This window comes from Desulfobacula sp., from assembly GCF_030145145.1.
In the GTDB taxonomy this organism is placed as follows: domain Bacteria; phylum Desulfobacterota; class Desulfobacteria; order Desulfobacterales; family Desulfobacteraceae; genus Desulfobacula.
This window is the reverse complement of record NZ_JAQYWD010000010.1, coordinates 18137-41598: the sequence shown is the minus strand read 5'-3', so window position 1 is coordinate 41598 and position 23462 is coordinate 18137. Positions and strand designations below refer to the sequence as shown.

The 23462-nt window shown below is 44.1% G+C and carries 16 protein-coding genes; 6 read left to right on the top strand and 10 right to left on the bottom strand.

Annotation, left to right across the window (positions count from 1 at the left end):
* Window positions 1-146 precede the first annotated feature (146 nt).
* On the top strand, window positions 147-2387 hold the full coding sequence (locus Q1Q15_RS07320) for a vitamin B12-dependent ribonucleotide reductase (protein WP_300458067.1): 2241 nt from the start codon (window positions 147-149) through the stop codon (window positions 2385-2387).
* A 185-nt stretch (window positions 2388-2572) separates the two neighbouring features.
* On the opposite strand, the gene Q1Q15_RS07315 is transcribed toward Q1Q15_RS07320, so the two are convergent.
* Both Q1Q15_RS07315 and Q1Q15_RS07310 read right to left on the bottom strand, forming a co-directional pair.
* Window positions 2573-4093, bottom strand: coding sequence for a glutamate synthase-related protein (locus Q1Q15_RS07315; RefSeq protein ID WP_300458066.1), 1521 nt, complete (start codon window positions 4091-4093; stop codon window positions 2573-2575).
* Between the two features lie 375 nt (window positions 4094-4468).
* Window positions 4469-5422: a DMT family transporter gene (locus tag Q1Q15_RS07310; protein ID WP_300458064.1), complete on the bottom strand. Its 954-nt coding sequence runs from the start codon at window positions 5420-5422 to the stop codon at window positions 4469-4471.
* Between the two features lie 106 nt (window positions 5423-5528).
* Between Q1Q15_RS07310 and Q1Q15_RS07305 the strand changes: the two genes are divergently transcribed.
* Window positions 5529-6206 carry a TetR/AcrR family transcriptional regulator gene (locus Q1Q15_RS07305; RefSeq protein ID WP_300458063.1) on the top strand — a complete coding sequence of 226 codons (678 nt, stop codon included), beginning with the start codon at window positions 5529-5531 and terminating at the stop codon, window positions 6204-6206.
* Window positions 6207-6739: 533 nt separating this feature from the next.
* Here the strand turns inward: Q1Q15_RS07305 and Q1Q15_RS07300 are convergent.
* From Q1Q15_RS07300 to Q1Q15_RS07270, 7 genes are all read right to left on the bottom strand, one after another.
* Window positions 6740-7075, bottom strand: coding sequence for a hypothetical protein (locus Q1Q15_RS07300; protein ID WP_300458061.1), 336 nt, complete (start codon window positions 7073-7075; stop codon window positions 6740-6742).
* 5 nt (window positions 7076-7080) lie between these two features.
* The gene (locus Q1Q15_RS07295; RefSeq protein ID WP_300458059.1) at window positions 7081-7479 is read right to left on the bottom strand and encodes a hypothetical protein; all 399 of its coding nucleotides are present in this window, start codon (window positions 7477-7479) and stop codon (window positions 7081-7083) included.
* 511 nt (window positions 7480-7990) lie between these two features.
* On the bottom strand, window positions 7991-8389 hold the full coding sequence (locus Q1Q15_RS07290) for a hypothetical protein (protein WP_300458058.1): 399 nt from the start codon (window positions 8387-8389) through the stop codon (window positions 7991-7993).
* A 264-nt stretch (window positions 8390-8653) separates the two neighbouring features.
* A complete protein-coding gene (locus Q1Q15_RS07285) occupies window positions 8654-9694 on the bottom strand; it encodes a hypothetical protein (RefSeq protein WP_300458056.1) in 1041 nt (346 codons plus the stop codon).
* Window positions 9695-10260: 566 nt separating this feature from the next.
* Window positions 10261-10536 (bottom strand): PEP-CTERM sorting domain-containing protein, encoded by a 276-nt coding sequence (locus tag Q1Q15_RS07280; RefSeq protein WP_300458055.1) that lies wholly within the window; start codon window positions 10534-10536, stop codon window positions 10261-10263.
* 134 nt (window positions 10537-10670) lie between these two features.
* A complete protein-coding gene (locus Q1Q15_RS07275; RefSeq protein WP_300458053.1) occupies window positions 10671-13499 on the bottom strand; it encodes an ABC transporter substrate-binding protein in 2829 nt (942 codons plus the stop codon).
* Window positions 13500-13842: 343 nt separating this feature from the next.
* Entirely contained in the window at window positions 13843-14142 is a 300-nt protein-coding gene (locus Q1Q15_RS07270; RefSeq protein WP_363320893.1) for an AAA family ATPase, read from the bottom strand.
* A gap of 168 nt (window positions 14143-14310) precedes the next feature.
* Between Q1Q15_RS07270 and Q1Q15_RS07265 the strand changes: the two genes are divergently transcribed.
* The 3 genes from Q1Q15_RS07265 (at window position 14311) to Q1Q15_RS07255 (ending at window position 19664) form a co-directional block, all read left to right on the top strand.
* Entirely contained in the window at window positions 14311-14616 is a 306-nt protein-coding gene (locus tag Q1Q15_RS07265) for a hypothetical protein (protein ID WP_300458050.1), read from the top strand.
* A 394-nt stretch (window positions 14617-15010) separates the two neighbouring features.
* Window positions 15011-18478 (top strand): serine hydrolase, encoded by a 3468-nt coding sequence (locus Q1Q15_RS07260; protein WP_300458048.1) that lies wholly within the window; start codon window positions 15011-15013, stop codon window positions 18476-18478.
* 913 nt (window positions 18479-19391) lie between these two features.
* Window positions 19392-19664, top strand: a complete 273-nt coding sequence (locus Q1Q15_RS07255) for a hypothetical protein (RefSeq protein ID WP_300458046.1) — start codon at window positions 19392-19394, stop codon at window positions 19662-19664.
* Between the two features lie 490 nt (window positions 19665-20154).
* Here Q1Q15_RS07255 and clpB read toward each other — a convergent pair whose 3' ends face one another.
* Window positions 20155-22743, bottom strand: a complete 2589-nt coding sequence (clpB, locus tag Q1Q15_RS07250; RefSeq protein ID WP_300458045.1) for an ATP-dependent chaperone ClpB — start codon at window positions 22741-22743, stop codon at window positions 20155-20157.
* Between the two features lie 319 nt (window positions 22744-23062).
* Between clpB and Q1Q15_RS07245 the strand changes: the two genes are divergently transcribed.
* On the top strand, window positions 23063-23458 hold the full coding sequence (locus tag Q1Q15_RS07245; protein WP_300458044.1) for a helix-turn-helix domain-containing protein: 396 nt from the start codon (window positions 23063-23065) through the stop codon (window positions 23456-23458).
* Window positions 23459-23462: the final 4 nt, after the last annotated feature.

Here is a 23462-nt window from a genome sequence, read left to right as displayed (position 1 = left end):
TACTTTCTACATATTGTGCTTGTATTTTTTACAAATACAATATAAGGTATATTTTTCACCAGGCCAAGATGTTTTTATCTGGGGGTATAGAATTCAACTAAATGAGATCAAGGGAAGATAAAATATCCAAAAAAGGAGTGGTAAATATGACAGCACCTGAAAAACTCACAGACTGCATCCAGTTTATATCCGAAAATGCCAGGACGGTTCTGGAGCGACGGTACCTGAAAAAAGATGCATCAGGACAGGTGAGCGAGTCACCCGAACAAATGTTTAGAAGGGTGGCAGGCCATATTGCCCAGGCTGAAAAAAAATATAACAAAAAAGCAGATGTCCAAAAGACAGCAGATCAGTTCTACCGCTTAATGACAGAATTCAGATTTCTGCCCAACTCCCCCACCCTGATGAATGCCGGCCGAAGTCTGGGCCAATTGGCGGCCTGTTTTGTTCTTCCGGTGGAAGACAGTATTGATGGCATTTTTGAAGCGGTTAAAAATGCTGCAACGATTCATAAGTCGGGTGGCGGGACTGGTTTTTCATTTTCAAGACTTCGCCCGGAAAACAGCCGGGTGGGATCCACCGGCGGCGTTGCTTCCGGTCCGGTTTCGTTCATGCAGATTTTTAATACAGCCACAGAACAGGTTAAACAGGGCGGTACAAGGCGTGGTGCCAACATGGCGGTCCTGCGCGTGGACCATCCCGATATCCTGTCGTTTATCAAATGCAAGAGAAACAAAAAGGAACTGAATAATTTCAATATTTCTGTTGGCATAACCGACACGTTTATGGCGGCTGTTGTTGAAAAAAGCGATTATGATCTGATTGATCCCCACACCCAAAAACCTTCAGGTCAGCTAAATGCTGCGGCTGTTTATGAAGAACTGGTCAATCAGGCCTGGGCCACGGGAGATCCGGGTATCATCTTTTTAGATGAAATTAACCGGCATAATACAACGCCGGGCCTCGGTGAAATCGAATCCACAAACCCCTGCGGTGAGCAGCCGCTGTTACCCATGGAAGCCTGCAATCTCGGGTCTATTAACCTGACAAAATTTATAACTAAAAAAAAGGATATCCCTGTTGTTGATTATCCGAAACTTAAAAAAACCATCCATCTTTCGGTCAGGTTCCTGGATAATGCCATTGATATGTCAAAATATCCCATTAAAGAAATAGAACGAATGGTGCAGGGGAACAGGAAGATCGGCCTGGGCGTCATGGGATTTGCAGACCTGCTGTATATGTTGAATATCCCCTATGATTCAAATGATGCCATAGACATTGCCGAGGATATTATGTCGTTTGTTCAAACGGAATCTCACGAAGCATCCTGTGCATTGGCAAAGGAACGGGGGGTCTTCCCCAATTTTGAGCATAGCGTATTTAAAGATGATCCTGAAATGCGGTTGCGCAATGCCACCACCACCACCATCGCCCCCACAGGCACCCTGAGTATCATTGCCGGATGTTCCAGCGGAATCGAGCCTGTATTTGCGTTAAGTTTTATCAGAAATGTAATGGATAATGATCTTCTCATCGAGGTGAATCCGATTTTTGAAAAAGCCGCTAAAAAGCATGGCTTTTACTCGGAGGCACTCATGGCGGAAATCGCTGAAAAAGGCACGATTAAAGGAAATGTTCACATTCCAAATGATCTGAGAAAAGTATATGTATCTGCCCATGACATTAACCCAGAGGCCCATATAAAGATCCAGGCCGCTTTCCAGAAGCACACGGATAATGCTGTTTCAAAAACGGTTAACCTTCCCCATGATGCAACAACGGACGATGTTGAATTTATATATAATCAGGCATTTAAATTAAATTGTAAAGGGGTGACCATTTATCGGGATGGCAGCAAAGAGAATCAGGTCTTGTCCGTCTCCGGCAACGGCGGAAAAGAGAACGGGAATGACTTTCTGCATGCGGGAAAAGAGCGCCCGAAAATCCTTGAGGGATTTACAGAAAAAATCAAGACCGGAATGGGATATCTTTATGTAACCGTATCTGAATACAAGCACAGGCCGTTTGAGCTGTTTGCAACCATTGGAAAATCCGGTAAATCCACCCAGGCCAAAACAGAAGCGATTGGACGATTGATTTCACTGGCTTTGAGATCAGGGATAGGCGTTGAAGAAATTATCGATCAGATCAAAGGAATTCGGGGGGAACATGCGGTCTTCCAGGAAGGTGGCCTGGTGTATTCCATTCCGGATGCCATTGCCAAGGTGCTTGAGAAACGATATCTGCCTTCCGGCCCAGGAAAAAATACCAAGCCCCCAAAAAACCAGCTCAAATCAGATCATTGCCCTGAATGTGGCCAGGCCCTTGCCTTTGAAGAAGGCTGTATGAAATGCCATTCCTGCGGTTACACCAAGTGCGGTTAAAACATTTTTCATATAAACCCACATGTCGGCCTGCCGACACAACGAATAACGAAAAGGGTATTATATCGCCCGTCAGGGCTCTGATGTCGCATTTTCATATAAAACGATCTCACAATTAATCTTATATTCTGCCCCGGCATTGAGCCGGGGAGCTGCTGTCTCTATCCAAACCGAAGCAGCTGAATTCAGTAAGGTGTCCCCCGAACAATCAAGGCTCTTGCCTCGGATGTCAGGGGAATGAGGTCACTTTTGTTCAAAAGGTCCATGCTGAATTTTCGATTCAGGGCAGCAAAATGCTTTAACCCAAATGCAATTTTATTGAGATACGAAAAAACACCGATGGCCCCGGTGGGAAACTTGTTCGCCCTTGTGCCGTAAATGGCACGCAAGTCAGGGAGGTCACAGAATATGTCTTCAATTGTTGACCCATATGGTTTAAATCTTTCCGGCACATTTCCAGTCTTTATCTGTTCACCGATTGTTTTTCCGGTCATGGCAGCTGCCATTGAAGCCCGGCACAAGCCAATCCCCAGGATATGACCATCCCCATAGGCCAGACCCTTAAATACCTGATCCTCACTTGCAAATCCACCGGTCATCACCATGGCAGGCAGGGAGCATCCTTCAAATTTCAATCGTTCACACATACGGACCACGGCATCTTCCAGACAGACCGTGGGCAATGACCACTCGTTCATCATCTTTGAGGGACTGTATCCTGAACCGCCGCCGGCTCCGTCAAAGGTGACCATATCCACCTGCGCCGCGCAGGCCAACCGGAGGACACGTTCAATATCCACCCTGTCATATCCCGCCATTTTAAAATAGATATTTTTGGCACCCATATCTCTTAACAGTGTAATATGGGCCTTAAGGGAATTTTCTGTCCACAAGGGCAATCTGCCATAGGTATAAAAATTCGGGCAAACACCGTCATGATAGGCTCTTTGTATGGACAAGTCACTGGGATCGGGATGAACCAGATGACCGGTTTGCTGTTGGACAATTGCGGTTTCAAGATCCTTTACCCGTTTGACTGGCTGGATTCCCTTTGCCGCCTGCCCAAATTTAATTTCAATGGCCCTGACCCCATATTTTTCTATGGCAATTTTCGGAACCCCCATGAGGTCATCATCCACATTACATTGCACCACAATCTGCCCATACCCCCTATCATACCGGTGAAAACAGTCAAGGGCCCTTTCCAGCAGGGGAACATCCGTAACCTTTCCATTGTCAATTTTCAAATTCGGCTCATTGTCCCTGGCATCTTCACCAATCACACAGGTTACACCGGCCATGGCGGCTCCGGCAAAGTAGTCCTGCCAGTTCAGCTTAATCAATGCCGGCAGTATGACGGGCATGGCCATCTTAACCGGGGAGATAACGCCATAAGTCCGCTCCAGGTTAACATTAAAAATGGTGGCCTCGTCCTGGGTTTTACTGGCCCCCTGGGCTCCGAACACACGGCCGTTGATATTAAAGTGGGAAAAATCGATGGGATAATCTTTTTCCGATGCAATTTGATTATTTCCGGTGGTTGTAGGATAAACCGTTTGGGCCCCTAATACGGCCGCTTGTGCCAACTCACAGGTCCCGCTGCAATCTTGAGTACAAAACGAGCACATTCCCGACTGGGGGGATATGAAAGCACTTCGGTTTTTGCCAAATGTAAATCCGGAACTCAGTTTTGGTGAATAAGACATGTCATTCCTCTTTTTTTATCATTTTCAAATGATCCATTTAATTGCGTTTTCGAACGATTTCATTTTTTTTATCACCCGTATCTTCCATATACCTTTGCAGACTCAGTGTCCAGTCGAAATGAGGCGCTGAGACTTCTACCAGAAGATCCATATCACCATCTTCATCTCACCTTGTCAAAGCGATTGAACCATACGATTTGGTGTCATTCCAAGGCGTTTTATTCAAAGCGAAACAATAAAAAAACAACCGTGGTGTTTCCCATAAAAAGCGTTAAAATGAGTTTAAATACCAGCATGCAGACTTCATCTTTGATATTAAATTTATCTATGATGACAGAGAGTACCTATTTTTTCGGAGTGACAACAGAATTTATTTTATAGGGAAACGTCAATCTCAAAGCCTAAGGCACCCTTAATTTTTTCTTTGACCCTTTTGGATCTACACGACGTGAAGGAAAACGACGGCAGTTCAGCCAGAAGGATGCCGGTCAGGATCATTACTGCACCAACGCCTGCAGCGGCCGGAAGTTGCTCTTTCAATACCAGAAAGGCCGCCAGAGAGGCAAAGACAGGTTCCAGGGAAAAAACCAGAGCAACTCGCGTAGAGCTCAGATGGCTTTGAGCCAAGGTCTGAATCATAACAGCCAGACTGGTGCCCAGAATAGAGGCGACAAAGAGGGCAAAAAGGACTCTGGGATCGCCGACAACCCCGATATCCAGCAATCGATGCCAGTCTTCAGAAACCAGGACCGAACCGAGGCTGAGGACAGACACGGTGATCAGTTGCACCAGGGTCAGGCACAGGGCGCCATGCTCCCTGCTGTACTTGCCTGTATAAACGATGTGCAAGGCAAACATAGCAGCCCCGACAAAGGGTAAAGAATCTCCAAAATTGAAAGGCACATCACCGGCAACGGTAAGAAAATAGAGCCCTGCTGTGGCAATACCTACCCCGACAATCGTGGTCAGGCGAAGCCGGTCGCCCAGCGCAAAAAAAGCCACGATGGGAACCAGAACCACACTTAGGCTGGTGATAAACGCGCAGTTGGATACGCTGGTGTAGAGAAGCCCGAAGGTCTGGAAGGTAAACCCCAGATAAAGCAGTATGCCCAAAAAACAACCCCGCTTTATCAACCGCCAATTCAATCCATCCCGCTGATTCCCGTGGCGCATGCAGATGCCGGTAAACAGGCTGGCAATACCGAAACGGATAAAATTGAAGCTGTGGGGCTCCAATACAGCAATCGCATTGCGGATCAGGACAAACTCAACCCCCCAGATAAAGCAAATAAGCAGGATCCCCAGGGTGGCTGACTGGCTCTTACTCATATGAATAACTCCTTTCAATTGGAAACCGGATGTTTCGACTGGCTATACGATCATTCAGTTATAATTTATTTGACTATACATCTGTTCAGTGATAGTGTCAAGGGGTATGTATATTGATCTTTTTAACACGATGGGAGAATCGCCGTTGGCATCACATAGCCAGAGCACGATACGTTCCGAACAGAAACGAATCACCCGACAAAAACTACTCGATGCCACCATTGACATCATCGCCAGCGAGGGGCTTGCCGGCCTCACCATGGCCAAAGTCGCCCAGCGAACCGGGTTGTCACGGGGGATTTGCAATTACCACTTTGACACCAAAGAGCAGCTTATGCTTGAAGCATTCTGTATCTTGTATCAGGAGCATGAACAGGCATGGCGCAAAATAACGTCCGACCTCAGCCAGAGCCCGGCATCTCGATTAAAGATGCTCGTGGAGACCCTGCTTAGCCCGCCCATCGCCGACCAAAACAAACTGGCTGTATGGTTGGCGTTCTGGGGTGTCACCCCCCACCGAAAAACCTATCTGGAAATATGTGAGAGTATCGACCGAGAATATGAGGCAGAAGTGGAAGGATTGCTGCGTCAATTGTCGAAGGGGGATGAAACCATTAACGGAATGCGCCTGAAAGCCATTGCGGTCACTTTGACATCCATGGTTGACGGCTTCTGGGTCAACTATCTGATATCTCCCGGTTGCCTTACGCCAGAGGATTCAGTCAAGGCGTGCCTGGCCTTTTTATCCAGCTTTTTTCCTGAAACAAAAGACTTTTTTACATAAAACCGTTCAACACAATTAATTGAGTGTTCATAATGGCGGCCCCCTATCCTTTTTGAGAAGTGAAATAAATCGTTTTCAATTGGTTGGGTGTTAAGGTGCGTATTCCGGTGAATCCGTCCACCATCCGGCCCGCCCAATTAATGTCCAGTATTTTGCCGACAACAGGTTGTAGTAGCATTGGTCCCATCATGACCCCCATATTAGTCACCCCGGAAACTGTTCCCGATAAAGACAAGGGAACCGATTCTGTAACAAAGACAAAGCTTTTGGCTGGACCGTTATTGGGATGTACCCTTTGTATCCCTTTTCTTCGGGCCGATCGCGTACAACCAGCCAAATGATTAAGCCTAAAACTCGATGATCAAGTTTTTCGTGTTCGCCTTTCGGCTACAGCATCATCAGGCAGCCTTTCTATATTTCAAAGCTGGAGACGGTTCAAGGCGACCGATTTGTCTACCCGCCATATGCTTCGACGATGGTCGCAACTTAACAACATTGTTCTCAAGCATCTCGACAATTTTTTTCAACGTCTTTTATGGCCTTTCATCACAAGCAATTTCCTGAATAAACGCCACAAGACATTCTACTTTAATCTTACTCACCAGGCTTCCTACAGTGCATGCGGGAAGGTTGTTTTCCAAAAAGGCCAGTTGATCGGGATGAAAGAAAAAACAATGATCTACCAGCAGGTTCAGAATCAGGCTTCGGTCTGATCCTTCATCACCTGGCTGTTTGGTCAAACGTCCCCACCCTTCATGCCCCTTCCAGTCTTCAAAAAAAACCTGTCGGGTAAAGGACTGGCGCGGTATCTTTTCCAGACCCGTTTCCAGCCCCTCCCCATCAGAACCGCTCGTGAAGTTTTCCCTCAAGCGGCTCACCCAATGAGATTCTTCGAAAGGGTTATGCCATGCCGCCTAAGCACGGCTCTGGTGCTGGATACCAACAAGATTCCCCATGGAATTTTAGACGTCCTGAACATCCAGGACAGCGCTGCTAAAGAGCGTTTCCCCATACTGGTTTTGTCGAAATTGACCCAGCACACAGTATTGGTCATAAGAACAGACATGATACAAAATCCAATCCAGTTTTTTTGAATCCGCGTTAAGCATTTATCCGGATTATATTCCTGAATGGCCTCGCTGACTTTATCGATAAAGGAATTAATAAATGGCAGGAAGGCGTTTCGTTCTTTGGTTTGCCTTGCCAGGTCCAAATCAATTTGATGAAGAAGTGAAAATAACGATTGTTGAGTAAGCACGTCTAATGATATCATGGTTCCCGCCATTGGTTAATGTGGCAGGAGCCCTCCATCAACGCACCGGCCAAGGAACGTGAGGGAGCTCCTTACTTTTTCCCTCACTTTTCTGGACTATTTTAGCGATTTTTTCCATCATTTTTTCAGTCCGCACTCATGAGCTGACCGATAAAAGACATACACGTCTCCATCTGCCCGTAGCAGATGTCTCATCTAACGAGCCTTGTCAGTTCCCATGTACTTAATGATCAAAAAATTTTTTAATCATTAAGATTTGGAGGAGATAATAATCCTATGGTGGTTAAATCCATTTTATTTAAGTCGTCCCTATGTTTACGTTAATAAAAGACAAAGAATAATGTAATATTGAATACCAAATGTCAACTCTCTATGAGTGTATAAACATGATTGTGTTAATATCTATTTGAGCAACCACTTCCTTATCTAAATTTTAACGTTGGAGTTCAGGGGCTGCCGAGCGAAGCGAGGGCACCAGGGCTCGCCCCTGGCAGTCCGCTGCAACGACGGGTTATTTTTTTACTCTATTGATAGCACTCTTTTCTAAACGATCAGTGTCGATAATTGCTCTTGTATGAGTACCACTTCCAGCTTTTCCAGCAGAATCATATAAGCTGACTTCAAAGAGGAATAGTTTGTCTTCCATACCTTTAAACTCAGCCACTATTTTGATTTCTTGATGATTGGGAGTTGCTGCAGTGTGATTTACATTGACATTAACTCCAACAGAGAGTTGCCCAATTTTTAGTAGGGGCCGTATTAGGCGAGAAGCTGCCAACTCCATCAAGGCAACCATTCTGGAAGTGGCAAACACTTCGGGGAAATCATCTCTATCATCAAGAGATAATGATTTTGCTAAGTCTTCAGATTTAATTTTATAGGTAAGTTCTATTTTGTCATTAATTTCCATTTATTCACCCGAAAATTTCATTAAACCATAAGTTTACCAGTTTTTTTTCTGTTGAACATACAAAAATAACAAATCGGATGACACTCAAATCTAAGTGATAAACAGAAAAAGGGATAATTCCCATTTTCAGATTACAATATATGGGATAAGGCGGGGTAAAACTCGCAACATAATTGGAGATACAGAAAATTTTGGTCAAGACCCCGGAACATAAAGAGCGGAAAATTTTAAATTTTCCGCTCTTTAAGATTAAAGATTCTAATATCAGGCTGTCCAGTCCATCTCTTGGATAGAACTCACAGAACCATCTTCATTCAGTGCAAGTCCACTCTTTTTAATTCTTGCCTGCAATTGGTTGTCCTCATTTTTTAAATCAAAGGGGGTTTGTGCACTGGCAAGATAAATGGCGCCGATGCCCGCGTCCTTGATTTTCGTTAACTGCATATCACCTTGCTCAGTATTTTCCCAAATGGTGAGATCATCAAAGATGGCATCATTTTCATCGATCCAGTAATTATGATCCAGATCATATTCAATCAATTCGGCAAACCCATCCCCAGTGGAAGGACCGAACAACTCGCTGCCGTCATTGATAATCCCATCCTTGTTTTTATCAAGAGTAAGTAACCCACTACCAGGCGCAAGCATTGCCATGTCTTCTTTTTCCCCGTCCATATCAAGATCAAACAAAGCCGTTGTTTCAGAAAATTGAGGTGTTGTGGTATTAAGATTTATGACCAAAGGATCAATCAAGACATAGCCTTTTTCACTGTGTACAAATTGATCTTGTTGAAAAAAATCTCTTTCAAGATTCATTTGAAAAGAAAAATCAATGGATCTTCCGTCCATTGTGTTAACACGTCCGTCAGCAAAAAAGTCCATGGTCTCCTTTTCCCGGTGATCATATGTTTTTGTTTCCCGGTACTCATACTCCCTCATACCTAAGACCCGTTGATACGGATTGATATTAATTCTATCAAGACGGGCAAGATGAATGCAACAGCCATTTGATCCGGTGGCATTTAGCCGTTGAGAAATAGCCTCAAAAATCTGACGCATTTTTTCAAGTTCATTTTGAAACTGCCGGGATAACTCAACAACCCCCTGTCCATTAAGGGTTGTGGTTTCATACCATGGATTGGTCTGCCCTGTGATTTGATGTTCATTTTGAACGCCAGCATTGAAATTTTCCAGTCTGTGGTTAAACAAGTCAAAAAACCTGACCTCCTGTTCAAATTTAACCTGGTTTTGTTCTGAAAACGCCCATGCCGAAGACAAGTTGATATTGGATGTATCAATCTTCAAGATCGGCCTCCTTTTTTTAATGTCAGCTTCTTCTTCTTCCTGAATAGCAGCCAAAATAACGATCGTTTTTGGACTCCGCCAAAAAATACTTATAGATGCACGCATCAATGCGCTTGAAGGTCATAAGCTTGCAAATTTTATACCTATTTTGTATGTGTTTGATTTAACGAAACAATATGAAATTAAAGGGAAAAATAATCAATGGCTTTCCGGAAAAAAGAGACCATTAACAATGGATTTATTTTCCCTGCAGTCCGGCGGTTGATTAATCATCTGTCAGTAATTTTTTTATTTTATTGATCACAAAGTCTGTGGCAAACGGTTTAACGTAAAGATTGCTATCAGAGAGATTAGAGATACTGTAGAATTTGATCAGAACCCGGTAAATATTTTTTCAAAATCTCTTGAAATCAAGTTGATATATATTTACACTTTAATTTGGAAAAATAACTTATGATGCCGCCAATGGTCCATATCATGTAATCAAAAATCAGGGGATGAGCAAAAGGAAAAACAGGGCCAAATGAATGACCCTGCCGCTTAAATGGATTCAATAAAACTTTTTATTATTTTTTTCTTCTACTGATTCCGGCAAGACCTAAAAGGCCAAGTCCGAAAAGGATCATTGCTGAAGACTCTGGGGACTGGTGCTCCTCCCTACCCAACAATGGTTTGCATATATTTCCAGCGGCGTCGAAAGCTTCAAGGTAGAAATCATAGGTACCATCACCATTGCTGTTAAAAATATTTTGCGGTTGCCCCGTGCTATCATGACGTAACTTTCCCTGTTTAAGTAGAGTTTCAGACAAAAAATGACCAACCAAATAACACCCGGCTGTCATAATGACCTGCTACTTTTGTATTTCTGATTCAGAACAAGTTTGCCTTTTCATTATTATGGTTGATAGCAAAAAACATACCTTATTTTTGCTATTTTAATAGTCTAATATTCTTCTATTTGAGACATTTTTATTTCCTATAAAAACTCGGCAATAAAAGCCTCTCCAAATGGTTTAAACACACCATCCTGAATATTATACATCTGCAAGGTATTCACTCCGGCATGATCTGAATTGGAGAAGGTAACCGGACCAACTGTGGTGTAAGGATGGAAGGCATTCTCTCCATTCATTTGATCCATTTCAATTTTTAAATTATCCCGTGTTACTTCAAGGCCTTTTGATTTGGTCCGTTTTATGGTTTCAGTTACCAGCTGGGCTACCATAATGCCGTTTGCATAGAAATAGGAATTTGCCGTTGCATCGCTGCGGTTATATTTAGCAGCAAGGGCAAGCTGTTTGTCTTTTCCAACTGATTCCTGGGAGGTTCCAATAAATGCGGTTATCCAATAGTAATCCTTCAAAGAAGCGCCTGTTAGGGAAATCAAATCCGCGCCGCCAGTATAATGGGCACCTAGAAAGGTTATTTTTCCTGCTTCCCCAAACGTTGCAGCGGTAACACCAATGTCTGCTGCTGCCTTTAGCAGATCTGCAACAGGGCTCTGAATGGTCTGGCAAATCACATATTGTACATTATTGCTGACAAATAGATTCAAGATTTCAGTGGTATTCAAGCCGGTGTCATGTTCAATTGTTTCAACGATTTCTATATCAAGGCCCGAACCCACAGCAGACGTCAAGGCTGCAGACGGACTTCGTCCAAATGCAGATGGATGGACATACAGCGCAACTTTGGGGGTATCGCTCTGGTGGTGCTGGTCAATATAATCGGCAAGGGCTATGACCTGCTCATTGTAAGATGCCATGGGCAGATAGATATAATTGGAATCCGTAAGATTATCCGCATGGAGAGATGCGGATATCACAGGGATTTTTTCAGCCTCAAAGTCCTCTTTCATGGCCAGCATGCTTGAGGTTGAATATCCAAGAAAAAACAAAATATCCTGGGTTAAAAAATTCTGAAAATTTTCATTGGTTTGTGCAAGAACATATTGATCATCACGGATCATGCAGTGAATCTCGTCATATCCAAGGGCGTGTGTATCATTGACCTCCTTAAAATAATCTTCAATGCCGTTTGCATAGATTATCCCAACTTCTGAAGTGGGGCCGGTAAGTGCAAGGGAAAGACCGATATTATAGGTTTTATTAATTGGTATTTCTCTGTTGTTTGATGCGATTTGTAAATCATAAATTGTTTCTTCCAGACCGATTTTTCCATCCATGTTTGCATCTGCCTTTGCATAGGGTTCCGATCCCGATGGAAAAGATGTCAACACCTGTATGCCCAAAATCACATCTGATAAAGATATCCTGGCATCAAAATTGAGGTCTCCTTTCAGGTCTGGAGACCAGATGTAAACATCATCAAACTGGGTCTTCAGATAACCGGTTTCGTCCGGGTCAAGATAGAGTCTGGATTTAAGCCCCCTGTGCTTTCCATAGGGAGGGTAGGCTGGTGTAGTGATGGTATAGGCAATGGTTTCATCATTACAACTGAAAATTAATTTATTATCTTCAAATGATATAGAAAGGATATAATCGGTATCCAGAAAGATCGGTATTGAAAAGGTGTGAGAAAAAAGAGTGGTCCAACTGGCTTCATCGGCTGTGTCAGAGCGCTCAACAAACGCCCGGGCATTGAGGGTACCATCACTCCAGTATTGCAGCCTCACCTGGGCAAATATATCCCCTTCATAGTTGTTATACTCAAGTCCACTGCCAGGGCCCCTGGTGTCATTATAATAATATCCCTGCAGCCGGGTAATACAGCTGGCCCCGTCGGACAATTGAGTATCACTGTCAATACGGGCTATTGCCTCAAAATAAGGGGTGTCTTTGTTTGAAAGATAAGTGTTGACCTGCCCTGTTGAATTAGATCTCGTTAAAACAGATTGCAGACGGCCATTTGAAATTTCTCTGACCCATTCAGGGTAAGACCATTTGGAATGATCCAGGGTTGAAGCGGAGAAATCATCATAGATGGTCTCAGCCTTATTGATATAGACATTGTCAAATTGAGCCGAAATAAAACCGGTATTGGAGCCATTGGCTGCGTCTATTGCAACCTGTAGGGCTTTGAAATATTCCTGGGGGCCTCTTTGCTTTTCTTCCGTTCCTGTAAAATTTGTTGTCTTACCATTTACAGAAAATACAAATGTTTTGTTTCCATCATAGGAAAGTTTTACGCTGACGGGCACGTTGAATTGCATTGGATTATCCAGGCTTATGGTGCCGGAGCCGAGACGTTCCCATTGCAATGAATCATTTGACAGACGTTTTTCAACTTCCCAGAAGGCTTCAAGACCATTGCCCTGGTCACCGATATTAATCTGCGCAAAAATATCACCGGCTAATTCTTCGATTTCATTTACATTATAAAAAAACCCGGCAATCATGGCAAAACTTTTTGTGTCCAAGGCCTTTCCATCGAGCACCGCTTCAACAATGGTGATATCTGCCTGAATCGTATGAATGTCGGCCGAATCAGTCAAGGGTAGCCCGATACGGAATATACCCGGGAACACCTCGGCCCCCATTCCCTTGGAATTCCCCAGTTTGGATATATATTTCCCATCCACCACCTCACGAACATATTCGCGTGGCCACCATTTTTCACCATCAAGATAACCAGATGAAAAAGAGTCAACCAATACTTTTCCCGCAAGTGCTGTATTGTTCCAGACTAATAATGATAAAAAGAATATAATAACAATATTAAAAATAAATTTTTTCAATTGATATTTCCTTTCTTTCAAAATAAAAGCAGGGTTCGATTCACCCGGACGATCTATAATAATTCGTTGTTTCACATACCCGTTTCTCAACAGGTTTGACTTTATCATGGAATTTTAATCTCTTATGATGCCATAGCGAATTCAAACAAACTTGTCAATCGGAGGAATTCTTTTAAAAAAATAATTTTATGCAATGTCAGGAGTAAATCAGCCGGGTAACATTCTGGCCGGGTTTTTTATTGGCTGAAATAATATTGAGGATATTGCGCATAGGGTTTGAAGAGTTAAATATTCTCTGAGATCTTTTAAATTTTTGGAGGATGAGAATTAATTTATTAAACTTTTTAAGTTCAGAATGAGAGCAAAACCTTCTTGGTGTCACCGGTATGTCACCAGAAGCAAAAAAGGGTTTTCAGCTAAAAGCTGAAAACCCTTGGCCCGGACAAATATCTTACCCCTCCGACGTCAACACCAGCCCATCCGTGTTTTTGATAAAATGAATGGTCACCCCTTCTCCAAATTCCCCTTTGAGAATTGCCATGGACAAGGGATTTTCAATCTCATCGAAAAAGATCACCGAGTAGGGTCGTCTTCGCACCGCCTCGGTAAGATAGCCGCCTTCCTCATATCCCACGTATCCCGGAGGCGCACCAATCAAACGGGCCACAGAGTGCTTTTCCATATGTTCGGACGTCCACCCGGACCATGGCCTGGTCACTGTCAAAAATAAATTCTGCAAGGGATTTTGCAAGCTCGTTTTTTCCCACCCCTGTGGGCCCCAGAAAAATAAACGTACCAATGGGGCGGTCTTCGGGCTGGAGAACTGATCTGGCGCGTCTGACTCTTCCACATCTTCTTTGAGCATTCTTTTGTCCTGCTGAAGGCCATTGAGTGCCTGTTTCTTCACCTCAAGATCCCTTTGCAGCTGTTCAATGGTGCCGTACCTTATCTTGGCCACCTGCTCAAGGTCTCCGTTGTGCTCTGCCACATGGGCCTGGGTCTGGGACCGATAAATCTTCTCCCGGATACCGCTGATCTCCCGAATGAGCTGTTTCTCTTTGTCCCAGTGAAGTTTCAACGGTCCGACATCCTCTTTCATGGCCGCGATGTCCATCTCAAGTTTTTCAAGCCGCTCCCGGGACCCCTTGTCCTTTTCCTTGAGCAGGGCCTGCCGTTCAATCGGGGCCTGGGTAATTTTTCTCAAGATTTCATCTGGTATCATTGATAATCTGAACACCCTATGGCTGTTTCAACATGGATAATTAATCATGAGTTTCATTCTTCAAAAAATCGGCGATTAATTGATCTACCAGTCAATCCTCGACGCCGAAAAAGAATTCTGACCCTTTATACCATACGTCAGCACGAGGAAAATATGCTGTCTAATCGTTCGATCAGGACGCATAAACAGCTGAGAAAAGTCAAATAAAGGGAATGTTTTCCGGTAAAAAAAGGAGTGGCTTCTCGGATTTTACGATTTTGGTTTTACATAAAGTTTGCCCCTATGGTATTGTTGTGTTAAGGAATCTAAAGATCATTAATGAGCAAAAAGACTGTTCAAATTTATACTTGCATGATCAATCCGAAAAATCCCACTGATGAGCAGCTTCGGCGCTTAAATGAACATCAAAACAGAATGTGTCATTATGAACAAAAAATCCGTTTTAATAGAAGTTTTAAAATGCCTGGCGATCTTAATTCTTGTAATCTTGACTACGATACTTTTCCAACCAAACGGACTTTGCAGCACTATAAAAAAAGCAACCGCCTTTATTCATGTGAACCTGATTCCCATGGATGGAGGCCAAAAGCAGATTGTTGAAAATCAAACGGTTGTAATATCAGATGGGATAATTACAGCCGCAGGCCCAGCTGAAGAGGCAGTGATCCCTGCCAATGCAATGATTATCGAAGGTAGTGGTACCTATCTTATGCCCGGGCTGGCAGATATGCATATGCATCTTCGTAAGCACTGGACCCGTGGGACTTGGCCGGTGGATCCTTTTCTTCTTTATCTGGCGAATGGAGTGACAACCATTCGCTGTTTTGGCCCTTCTGCCGATGAGGTTGATCATGCACTTAAATGGAAGGATGACATTCGAATTGGAAAAAGGATTGGGCCACAAATCTTTACCTGCGGTAAGGTGCTTGATGGCCCGGTCGAATTCCCGACAAGGCAGGTTTTGGAGCAACATGAAGCCGGTTTTGATTTTATCAAGCTCTATTCATATATGAGCAGGGAAGAATTCGAAGCAATTATGGCTGCTGCAAAACAAACGGAGATGTATGCCGCCGGTCATATTCCGTTTCGGGTCGGTTTGGACAACGCTATAGCAGGCGGTCTGAATGAGATCGCCCACATTGAGGAATTGATATGGGAGTTGGTTGATTTTAAATTGAATCAACCCCTTATCGGCAAAGAATGGCTGGATGAGATTATCCTTGCGGCATCCCGGGATTTTAAGATGTTAATGGAAGGGTCCGTCCAGGAGGGTTTAAATATTCTTAAACCGCGTCTGGAATCCATCGCAGCCAAGTTGAAACAGGCCGATATTCCTGTCTGCACGACCTTGAACCTGGACGAGCTTATCATTAAAAAACTTCTCCATTCGGATGAATTTCTAAAGCGCCCGGAGAATATTTATTTGCCAGCATCTTATTTCACCGAATTCAGAAATAACCGTGAAAAGCATCAGCGACAGTTCAAAGGCGGTGAACATCTCTCCAAGATTAAATACGCCCTTGACTCGCTCATGCTCAAGGCGTTAAAAAAAGCTGGTGTAGACCTCCTGTTATCCTCGGACGCGGGGACCGGTGGAATGGGACTGGTTCCGGGATTATCAATACACGATGAAATAAAAACCCTCATTGATAACGGTTTTACACCGTATGAGGCCATTGCCGCCGGAACAGCGACGGCTTCCAAAATCATTGGGCGTATGACGGGCCTGGATGATTTCGGGATGATCCAGGTGGGTAAACGTGCTGACCTTTTGCTGCTTGAGGCCAATCCCCTGGCAGACACAACCAATTTAAAAAAAATTAAAGGGGTCATGGCTGCGGGAAAATACTATGATCGGAAGATCCTGAAGGAGATGATCTCGGTTAAAATACCGATTGAAGCAGCAATACATGGCGTTCATGAACCAGGCACAGGCCTTTGCACCTACCTGGATGTCATCATAGGAAAAGGATTTCCCGGGGATCCTGCACGCGACATTGAAACCATCATCGTCAACGGCCCAAATGGTCAGATGCCTGTCAGCAAAAACGATTTCAAGTATTTTGGCGGATCACGCGATTATTGGTTGAGAATTCCGGGCTCGCCAAAGCCGGGGGAATATACGGTTGTTGTAAAAGGGGCCGGTATGGAAGGACGAGCGCATGATGTGCAAAACCAGCCAAAGCCGATTCCCCTAATGGATCAAACTCAAATGAAACCCAGCGGTATGGTCAATACGGCCGGGACAACTTTCTCCTGGCAGGCCGTTTCGGCGAATGCTTCTTATTATTATCAATTGGAAATCAGGCACGCATCCGGTCGCAGGATATACAGGAGCCCCATCATACAAAATATGATTTCCCATGCTGTCCCCAATGATTTTCTCAAGCCCGGGGCAAGCTACCGCTGGCGGTTGCGTGTTACCGACCATGAGAATTTCGTTAAGGTCCAAAACCGGGCACAGAGTTCATGGATCCCCCTGACTATGGCGGATAAGATAGCGTATCGGTACCAGCAGCCGTTTCGAACCGGTGATGGCTGGGCGACATCAACCTTGAACAATGAAGGCGTTGCACAGAAGCCGATATATAATATGATGCAGAAGCTGGTGGACAAAGTATACAAAAATGTTGACAGCATCCTTCTGATAAAAAACGGAAAGCTGATCCTGGAAGAATATTTCAACGGCTACCATCCAATGAAAGAGCACCTGATTGCTTCGACCACAAAAAGCATAACCTCAATGCTTTTTGGCATTGCCGTTGATAAAAATATGATACCTGACCTCAATATACCTGTATATCGATACTTCCCTGAATACAAAGGCACCCCTTGGATCGACAAAGAATATGATATCTCATTAAGACACATGCTAACAATGACTGCCGGATTAGATTGGGATGAGATCACATATGGCTACACTGATCCCAAAAACAGCCTTCACGCTTACTATAAAAGCCAGGAACCTGTGGCAACACTGTTAAGGACAAAGAAGATTCAGGCTTCCGGTTCCCGTTGGAATTACAATAGTGGCCTGACCGTTTTGCTCGGTGAAGTTATTAGAAAGGCCTCCGGACTTTACCCTGACGAATTCGCTGAAAAATATCTTTTCGGTCCGATAGGGATAGACAGGTATCGTTGGCTCAGCCACCCTGACGGTCCTGTTTCTACACACGGAGATCTTTTCATGATACCACGGGATATGGCAAAAATCGGTCAAGTCATGATAGATCAGGGACGGTGGCAAGACCGACGCATCTTATCAGAACATTGGGTCAGGGAATCAACCCGGTCATTTATCGACACCGGCCGCGGCTACGGCTACGGGTATCAATGGCGCCAGGGAACGATGAATGTTCAAGGACGAACTATCGGCGGATACTGGGCTTCGGGAATGGGGGGACAAAAGATCTATATCTTCCCGGCTCAGAATCTGGTCGTAGTGTTTACCAGCAAGGTTTACAATAACGATATGGGCCATGATCTGAACGATGCGCTCATTGTCAATCACATCATGCCTGCCGTACTTGGTCCGGTAGCTGAAGGCAAGGCGCACTCGCTCTCCACCGGAACTGTCAAAGCGATTATTGGAAATTATAGGGTCAGTCCAGAAACAGATCTTCCTGAAAATGCCTTGGATTTGGAAATTCAAATTCGATTCAAAAAAAAGAAACTCATTGCATCGACGCCATTTGGCAACATAGAGCTTTTTCCACAATCTGACAATCGATTTTACGGTCATATGAATGGCCTGGGAAAATTCTATATAAACATAATTACCGACAAGCAGGGAAAGGTAATCAAGGCTTACCGGGAAATCGGATTTCGTCGCATCTATTTTGATAAAATAAACGATGATTACTAACATGCTTTAGATATAATCATAGTATCGAATGGTCTGTGAATATCCAATGGAACAGGCGTTTACGTTGTCTGTCAAAATTGACCGGTTCTGATTTAAAAATAGCCGGGACTGGTTGAAGAAGTAACTGCTCAGGGTAGCATCCCGTTTGGAGCTCAAATGCAGGGTGAGTTAAGCAAGCAAGATTGAGAGGGGATTGTTTTGTGTCTAAAAAAAATTACGCTGCTGTTAATTGTCAGCATTATTCTTTCTTTTTCTATTCGTATAGTTGGCACTGTCTTCCCCCTTATTTTCAAAAGTATCTTCGTAGTAAAAGCAACAATTTTATTTAATGTTTTATTCATTTTAATCCATCTTATTTTTTGGCTGGTCTTTTACCGGGAATATATTTCAAAAATCAAAGACTCCCTTAAAAAGGCTTGCATGCTCGCGATCCTCGGATCTCTTGCAGTGTCAGTTATTTATCTGAAGAAAATTCCATTTGTATTCGATATGTATGTTCACTTCCCCATTTTGCTTATGAATCCATACTTTGATGCAGTTGTGCCGTTGATCAGTTCAGTTTTCCATCTAAGCTTTTTCCTTTTCTTTAGGAAGGAGCTTTCTCATGATGAAGAAACTGTATTGAGCAAGCCTATATCTTCCATCATTATTGGAATTTCCATTTTTATCTTTCTTCATTTGATTGTCCTGTCAAATTTCATTGCCACAAAACGATTTTATTGGCTTGAGCATATGCCACGAAGTTTTGCGCTGGGAACAATCCCTTTAATAATAATAGCTGTGCTTTTAATGTTATTTTTTTATTACAGTTTCTACAGATTTATAGACTCAGAAACGCCAGAGAACAGGATAAAATGAGCCGAATGCATCTCTTAAAGAGGGTGTCTGGTGTTTACAAGGAATGTGCGTTGAGATGAGAAGATTTATTTTAATTATTACCTTGGTAATTATCGAATGGAAAAAACATGAGTGGATATCATATTTCATTATGGAAGTAGATGCCTGTAGGGCCGAGGCATACCTTGAAACCGATGTGAATAATAATGTACGGTTTTATGAGAAATTTGGATTTGAAGTTATTGCAGAGTCTGACATATTCAATGTTAAAAACCGCTACATGTTAAGAATTTCACAAATACAAAATCAACCTGCAATATCGCACTATCCAGCAACCAAACTGATATAATCGAACGTCAAATCTCTTTCTGGATAGGCGGTTACTTCTTTTTCCAGTAGTGATGGGGATTCATATTCAACCAGCGACACATAGTATTCATAGTCTTGGTTTTAGAAAAATTCTTGGCAATCTCACATATGTTCAGAGAAACTCTATAGCAAAGAACATTGGTATATAAAAATGAAAAATGAGGTGAATCAAAAAAATAATGGCTATATGGAACCTTCTTCTCATATTTCAATTAAAACCTACCCCTAATTTTGTGGTTAGAAGAGTAATATTTTTCATATACCATTAAACGATAAGGATCAGAGCACCTTCAAAATATAAACAATACAATTTCTAATTTTGTTTTTATGATGTTAGACAAACTGAAAAGGACGGTCTTAAAAATCCCAAATTCCTGGATATAAAGCACGGTATCCAAGAGAAGGAACCCCCAGGGAATGGTGGTATCTTCCCCACCATTCCCAATTTTTTTTTCGCTCGTACAAATATCTTACCCCTCCGACGTCAACACCAGCCCATCATCATTTTTGATAAATTTAATGGTAGCCCCTTCCCCGAATTCCCCTTTGAGAATTGCCATGGACAAGGGATTTTCAATCTCCTGCTGAATGACCCGTTTTAAGGGACGCGCCCCAAAGGTGGGGTCATATCCCTTTTGTGCCAGATGTTCCATGGCATTGTCCTCCAGATGAATTTTAAGGCTGCGGGATGCCAGCCGCTGGTTGAGTCGTTCAATCTGAATGGTGGCAATCTCTTTTATATTCTCCAGTGTCAGGGCATGAAAGGTGATAATTTCATCAATCCGGTTTAAAAACTCCGGCCGGAACACCTCTTTTAATGCATGGGTGATCTCCTGTTGCACATTGGCCTCCTCAAGCCCGTGGGTACCGATCTCCTGCAGGAAACGGGACCCGACATTGGAGGTCATGATAATAATGGTATTTCTAAAATTTACCGTTCTGCCGTGCCCGTCGGTCATCCTGCCGTCGTCCAGAACCTGGAGAAGTACATTAAAAACATCTGGATGGGCTTTTTCAATCTCATCAAACAAGATCACCGAATAGGGTCGTCTTCTCACCGCCTCGGTGAGATAGCCGCCTTCCTCATATCCCACATATCCCGGAGGCGCACCGATCAAACGGGCCACAGAGTGCTTTTCCATATATTCGGACATGTCCACTCGGACCATGGCCTGGTCACTGTCAAAAATAAATTCTGCAAGGGATTTTGCAAGTTCCGTCTTTCCCACCCCTGTGGGCCCCAGAAAAATAAACGTACCAATGGGGCGGTCTTCAGGCTGGAGCCCTGATCTGGCACGCCTGACCGCATTGGATACGGCATCAATGGCATTGCGCTGACCAATGACCCGGCGTTTAATGTGATCCTCCATCTGGATCAGTTTTTCCTGCTCTCCCTTGAGCATTTTCGACACCGGAATCCCGGTCCAGGTGGAGACCACCTCTGCCACATCCGACTCTTCCACATCTTCTTTGAGCATTCTCTTGTCCTGCTGAAGGCCATTGAGTGCCTGTTTCTTCACCTCAAGATCTCTTTGCAGCTGTTCAATGGTGCCGTACCTGATCTTAGCCACCTGCTCAAGGTCTCCGTTGCGCTCTGCCACATGGGCCTGGGTCTGGGACCGGTCAATCTTCTCCCGAATACCGCTGATCTCCTGAATGAGCTGCTTCTCGTTGTCCCAGTGAAGTTTCAAGGGGCCAACATCCTCCTTCATCGCCGCGATGTCCATCTCAAGTTTTTCAAGCCGCTCCCGGGAGGCCTTATCTCGTTCCTTGAGCAGGGCCTGCCGTTCAATCTGGGCCTGGGTAATTTTTCTCAGGATCTCATCAATGGTCCTGGGCATGGAATCGATCTCAATTCTCAGGCGGGAAGCACATTCGTCAATCAGGTCAACCGCCTTGTCCGGCAGAAACCGGTCGGCAATATACCGATTGGACAGGGTGGCCGCCGCCACAATGGCTGAATCCTTTATCCGGATGCCATGATGGACCTCATATTTTTCTTTCAACCCCCTTAAAATGGAAATGGTGTCCTCCACAGTGGGTTCTTTGACCATAACCGGCTGGAAGCGTCTTTCAAGGGCCGCATCTTTTTCAATATACTTTCGATACTCATTCAGCGTGGTGGCGCCAACACATCTCAGGGTTCCCCGGGCAAGGGCAGGTTTCAACATATTGGAAGCGTCCACTGATCCTTCTGCGGCACCCGCCCCGACAACGGTATGCAATTCATCAATAAACAGAACCACTTCCCCTTCGGCTGCTTCCACCTCCTTTAATACGGCCTTGAGGCGTTCTTCAAACTCGCCCCGGAACTTGGCTCCGGCAACCAGTGCCCCCATATCCAGGGCAATCACCCGCCTGTTCTTCAAGGTACCGGAGACATCCCCTTCAATTATTCTCTGGGCCAAACCCTCTACAATAGCTGTTTTCCCGACACCGGGCTCACCAATAAGGACGGGATTGTTTTTCCGTCGTCTTGACAGGACCTGTACAATCCGCCGAATTTCTTCATCCCTGCCGATCACCGGATCAAGCTTTCCATCCCTGGCCAGTGCCGTTAAATCCTTCCCGAATTTTTCCAGGGCCTGGTATTTTTCTTCAGGGTTCTGGTCTGTAACACTCTGATTTCCCCGGATATCCTTTAAAACCGTGAGAATCGCTTCCCGGGAAACCCCATTTTGTTTTAAAACCGTAAAGACGTCCCCTTTCAAGGTGGCCAGCGTCAGCAGGATATGCTCCAGGCTCACATACTGGTCCTTCATCTTCTCGGCTTCGGAAAACGACTGATCCAATATTTTTTTCCCATCCCGGGAAAGATAAATACTGGTGGTACCGGATACGGTTACCAGCTTTTCGACAGCGGTTTGAACGTCTCTTTTCAACGCTTCCATCTGAACACCGATTTTTTTCAATATGGAAAAAACAATTCCCTGATCATCTTCTATCATGACCTTTAAAAAATGGATCGGTTCGATGGCCTGGTTACCGGCACCTTCCGCCATATCATGGGCGGATTGCAAAAGTTCCTGTGATTTAACCGTTAATTTATCAAGTTTCATGGGACACCTTTCATTATTATTTATAAAATATCATATAAAGTAATGCAATAAATTGTAGCGTCAAGCTGCCCTGTCTCATTTATTTTTATACTAACGCCCATGCCCCAGCGGGCACAACAAAACAGGACCGTTATGAGAGGAGAATCATGCGTATTGAGGGCGGCATACCTTCTCAGAACTCAAAACTCATAACGCACGACTTTTATATAAATTTATCCTTTAGATACAAGGTTTTCCATTGACAGCCCCCACCCTGTGGTATATGTTATTTTTATTAAACTGAGCGATATACAACCCTTATACTTAAGAAAGAGCCCAAATGGAAAGCAGTCAATTCAAACAGAGCAGAGCAAAACTGGAAAAAACGCAAAAAGAGCTGGCCCAGCTTCTTGGCGTTTCCATCAAGGCCATTCACAGTTATGAACAAGGATGGAGAAAGATCCCCCATCATGTTGAGCGGCAAGTGCTTTTCCTGCTTTCCCGATCCATATTGGACACTGGAAAAACGCCGGATAAATGCTGGGATATTCAGAACTGTCCCGACAAAAAACTTCAAAAATGCCCGGCCTGGGAGTTTAATGCAGGGGATCTGTGCTGGTTCATCAACGGGACCAAATGCAATGGCGAAGCCCACAATTCATGGGATGACAAAATGGAAGAATGCAAAAAATGTGAAGTATTCAAACGATTCTTTGAGACAGAAAAAGGAAGTTGAACAT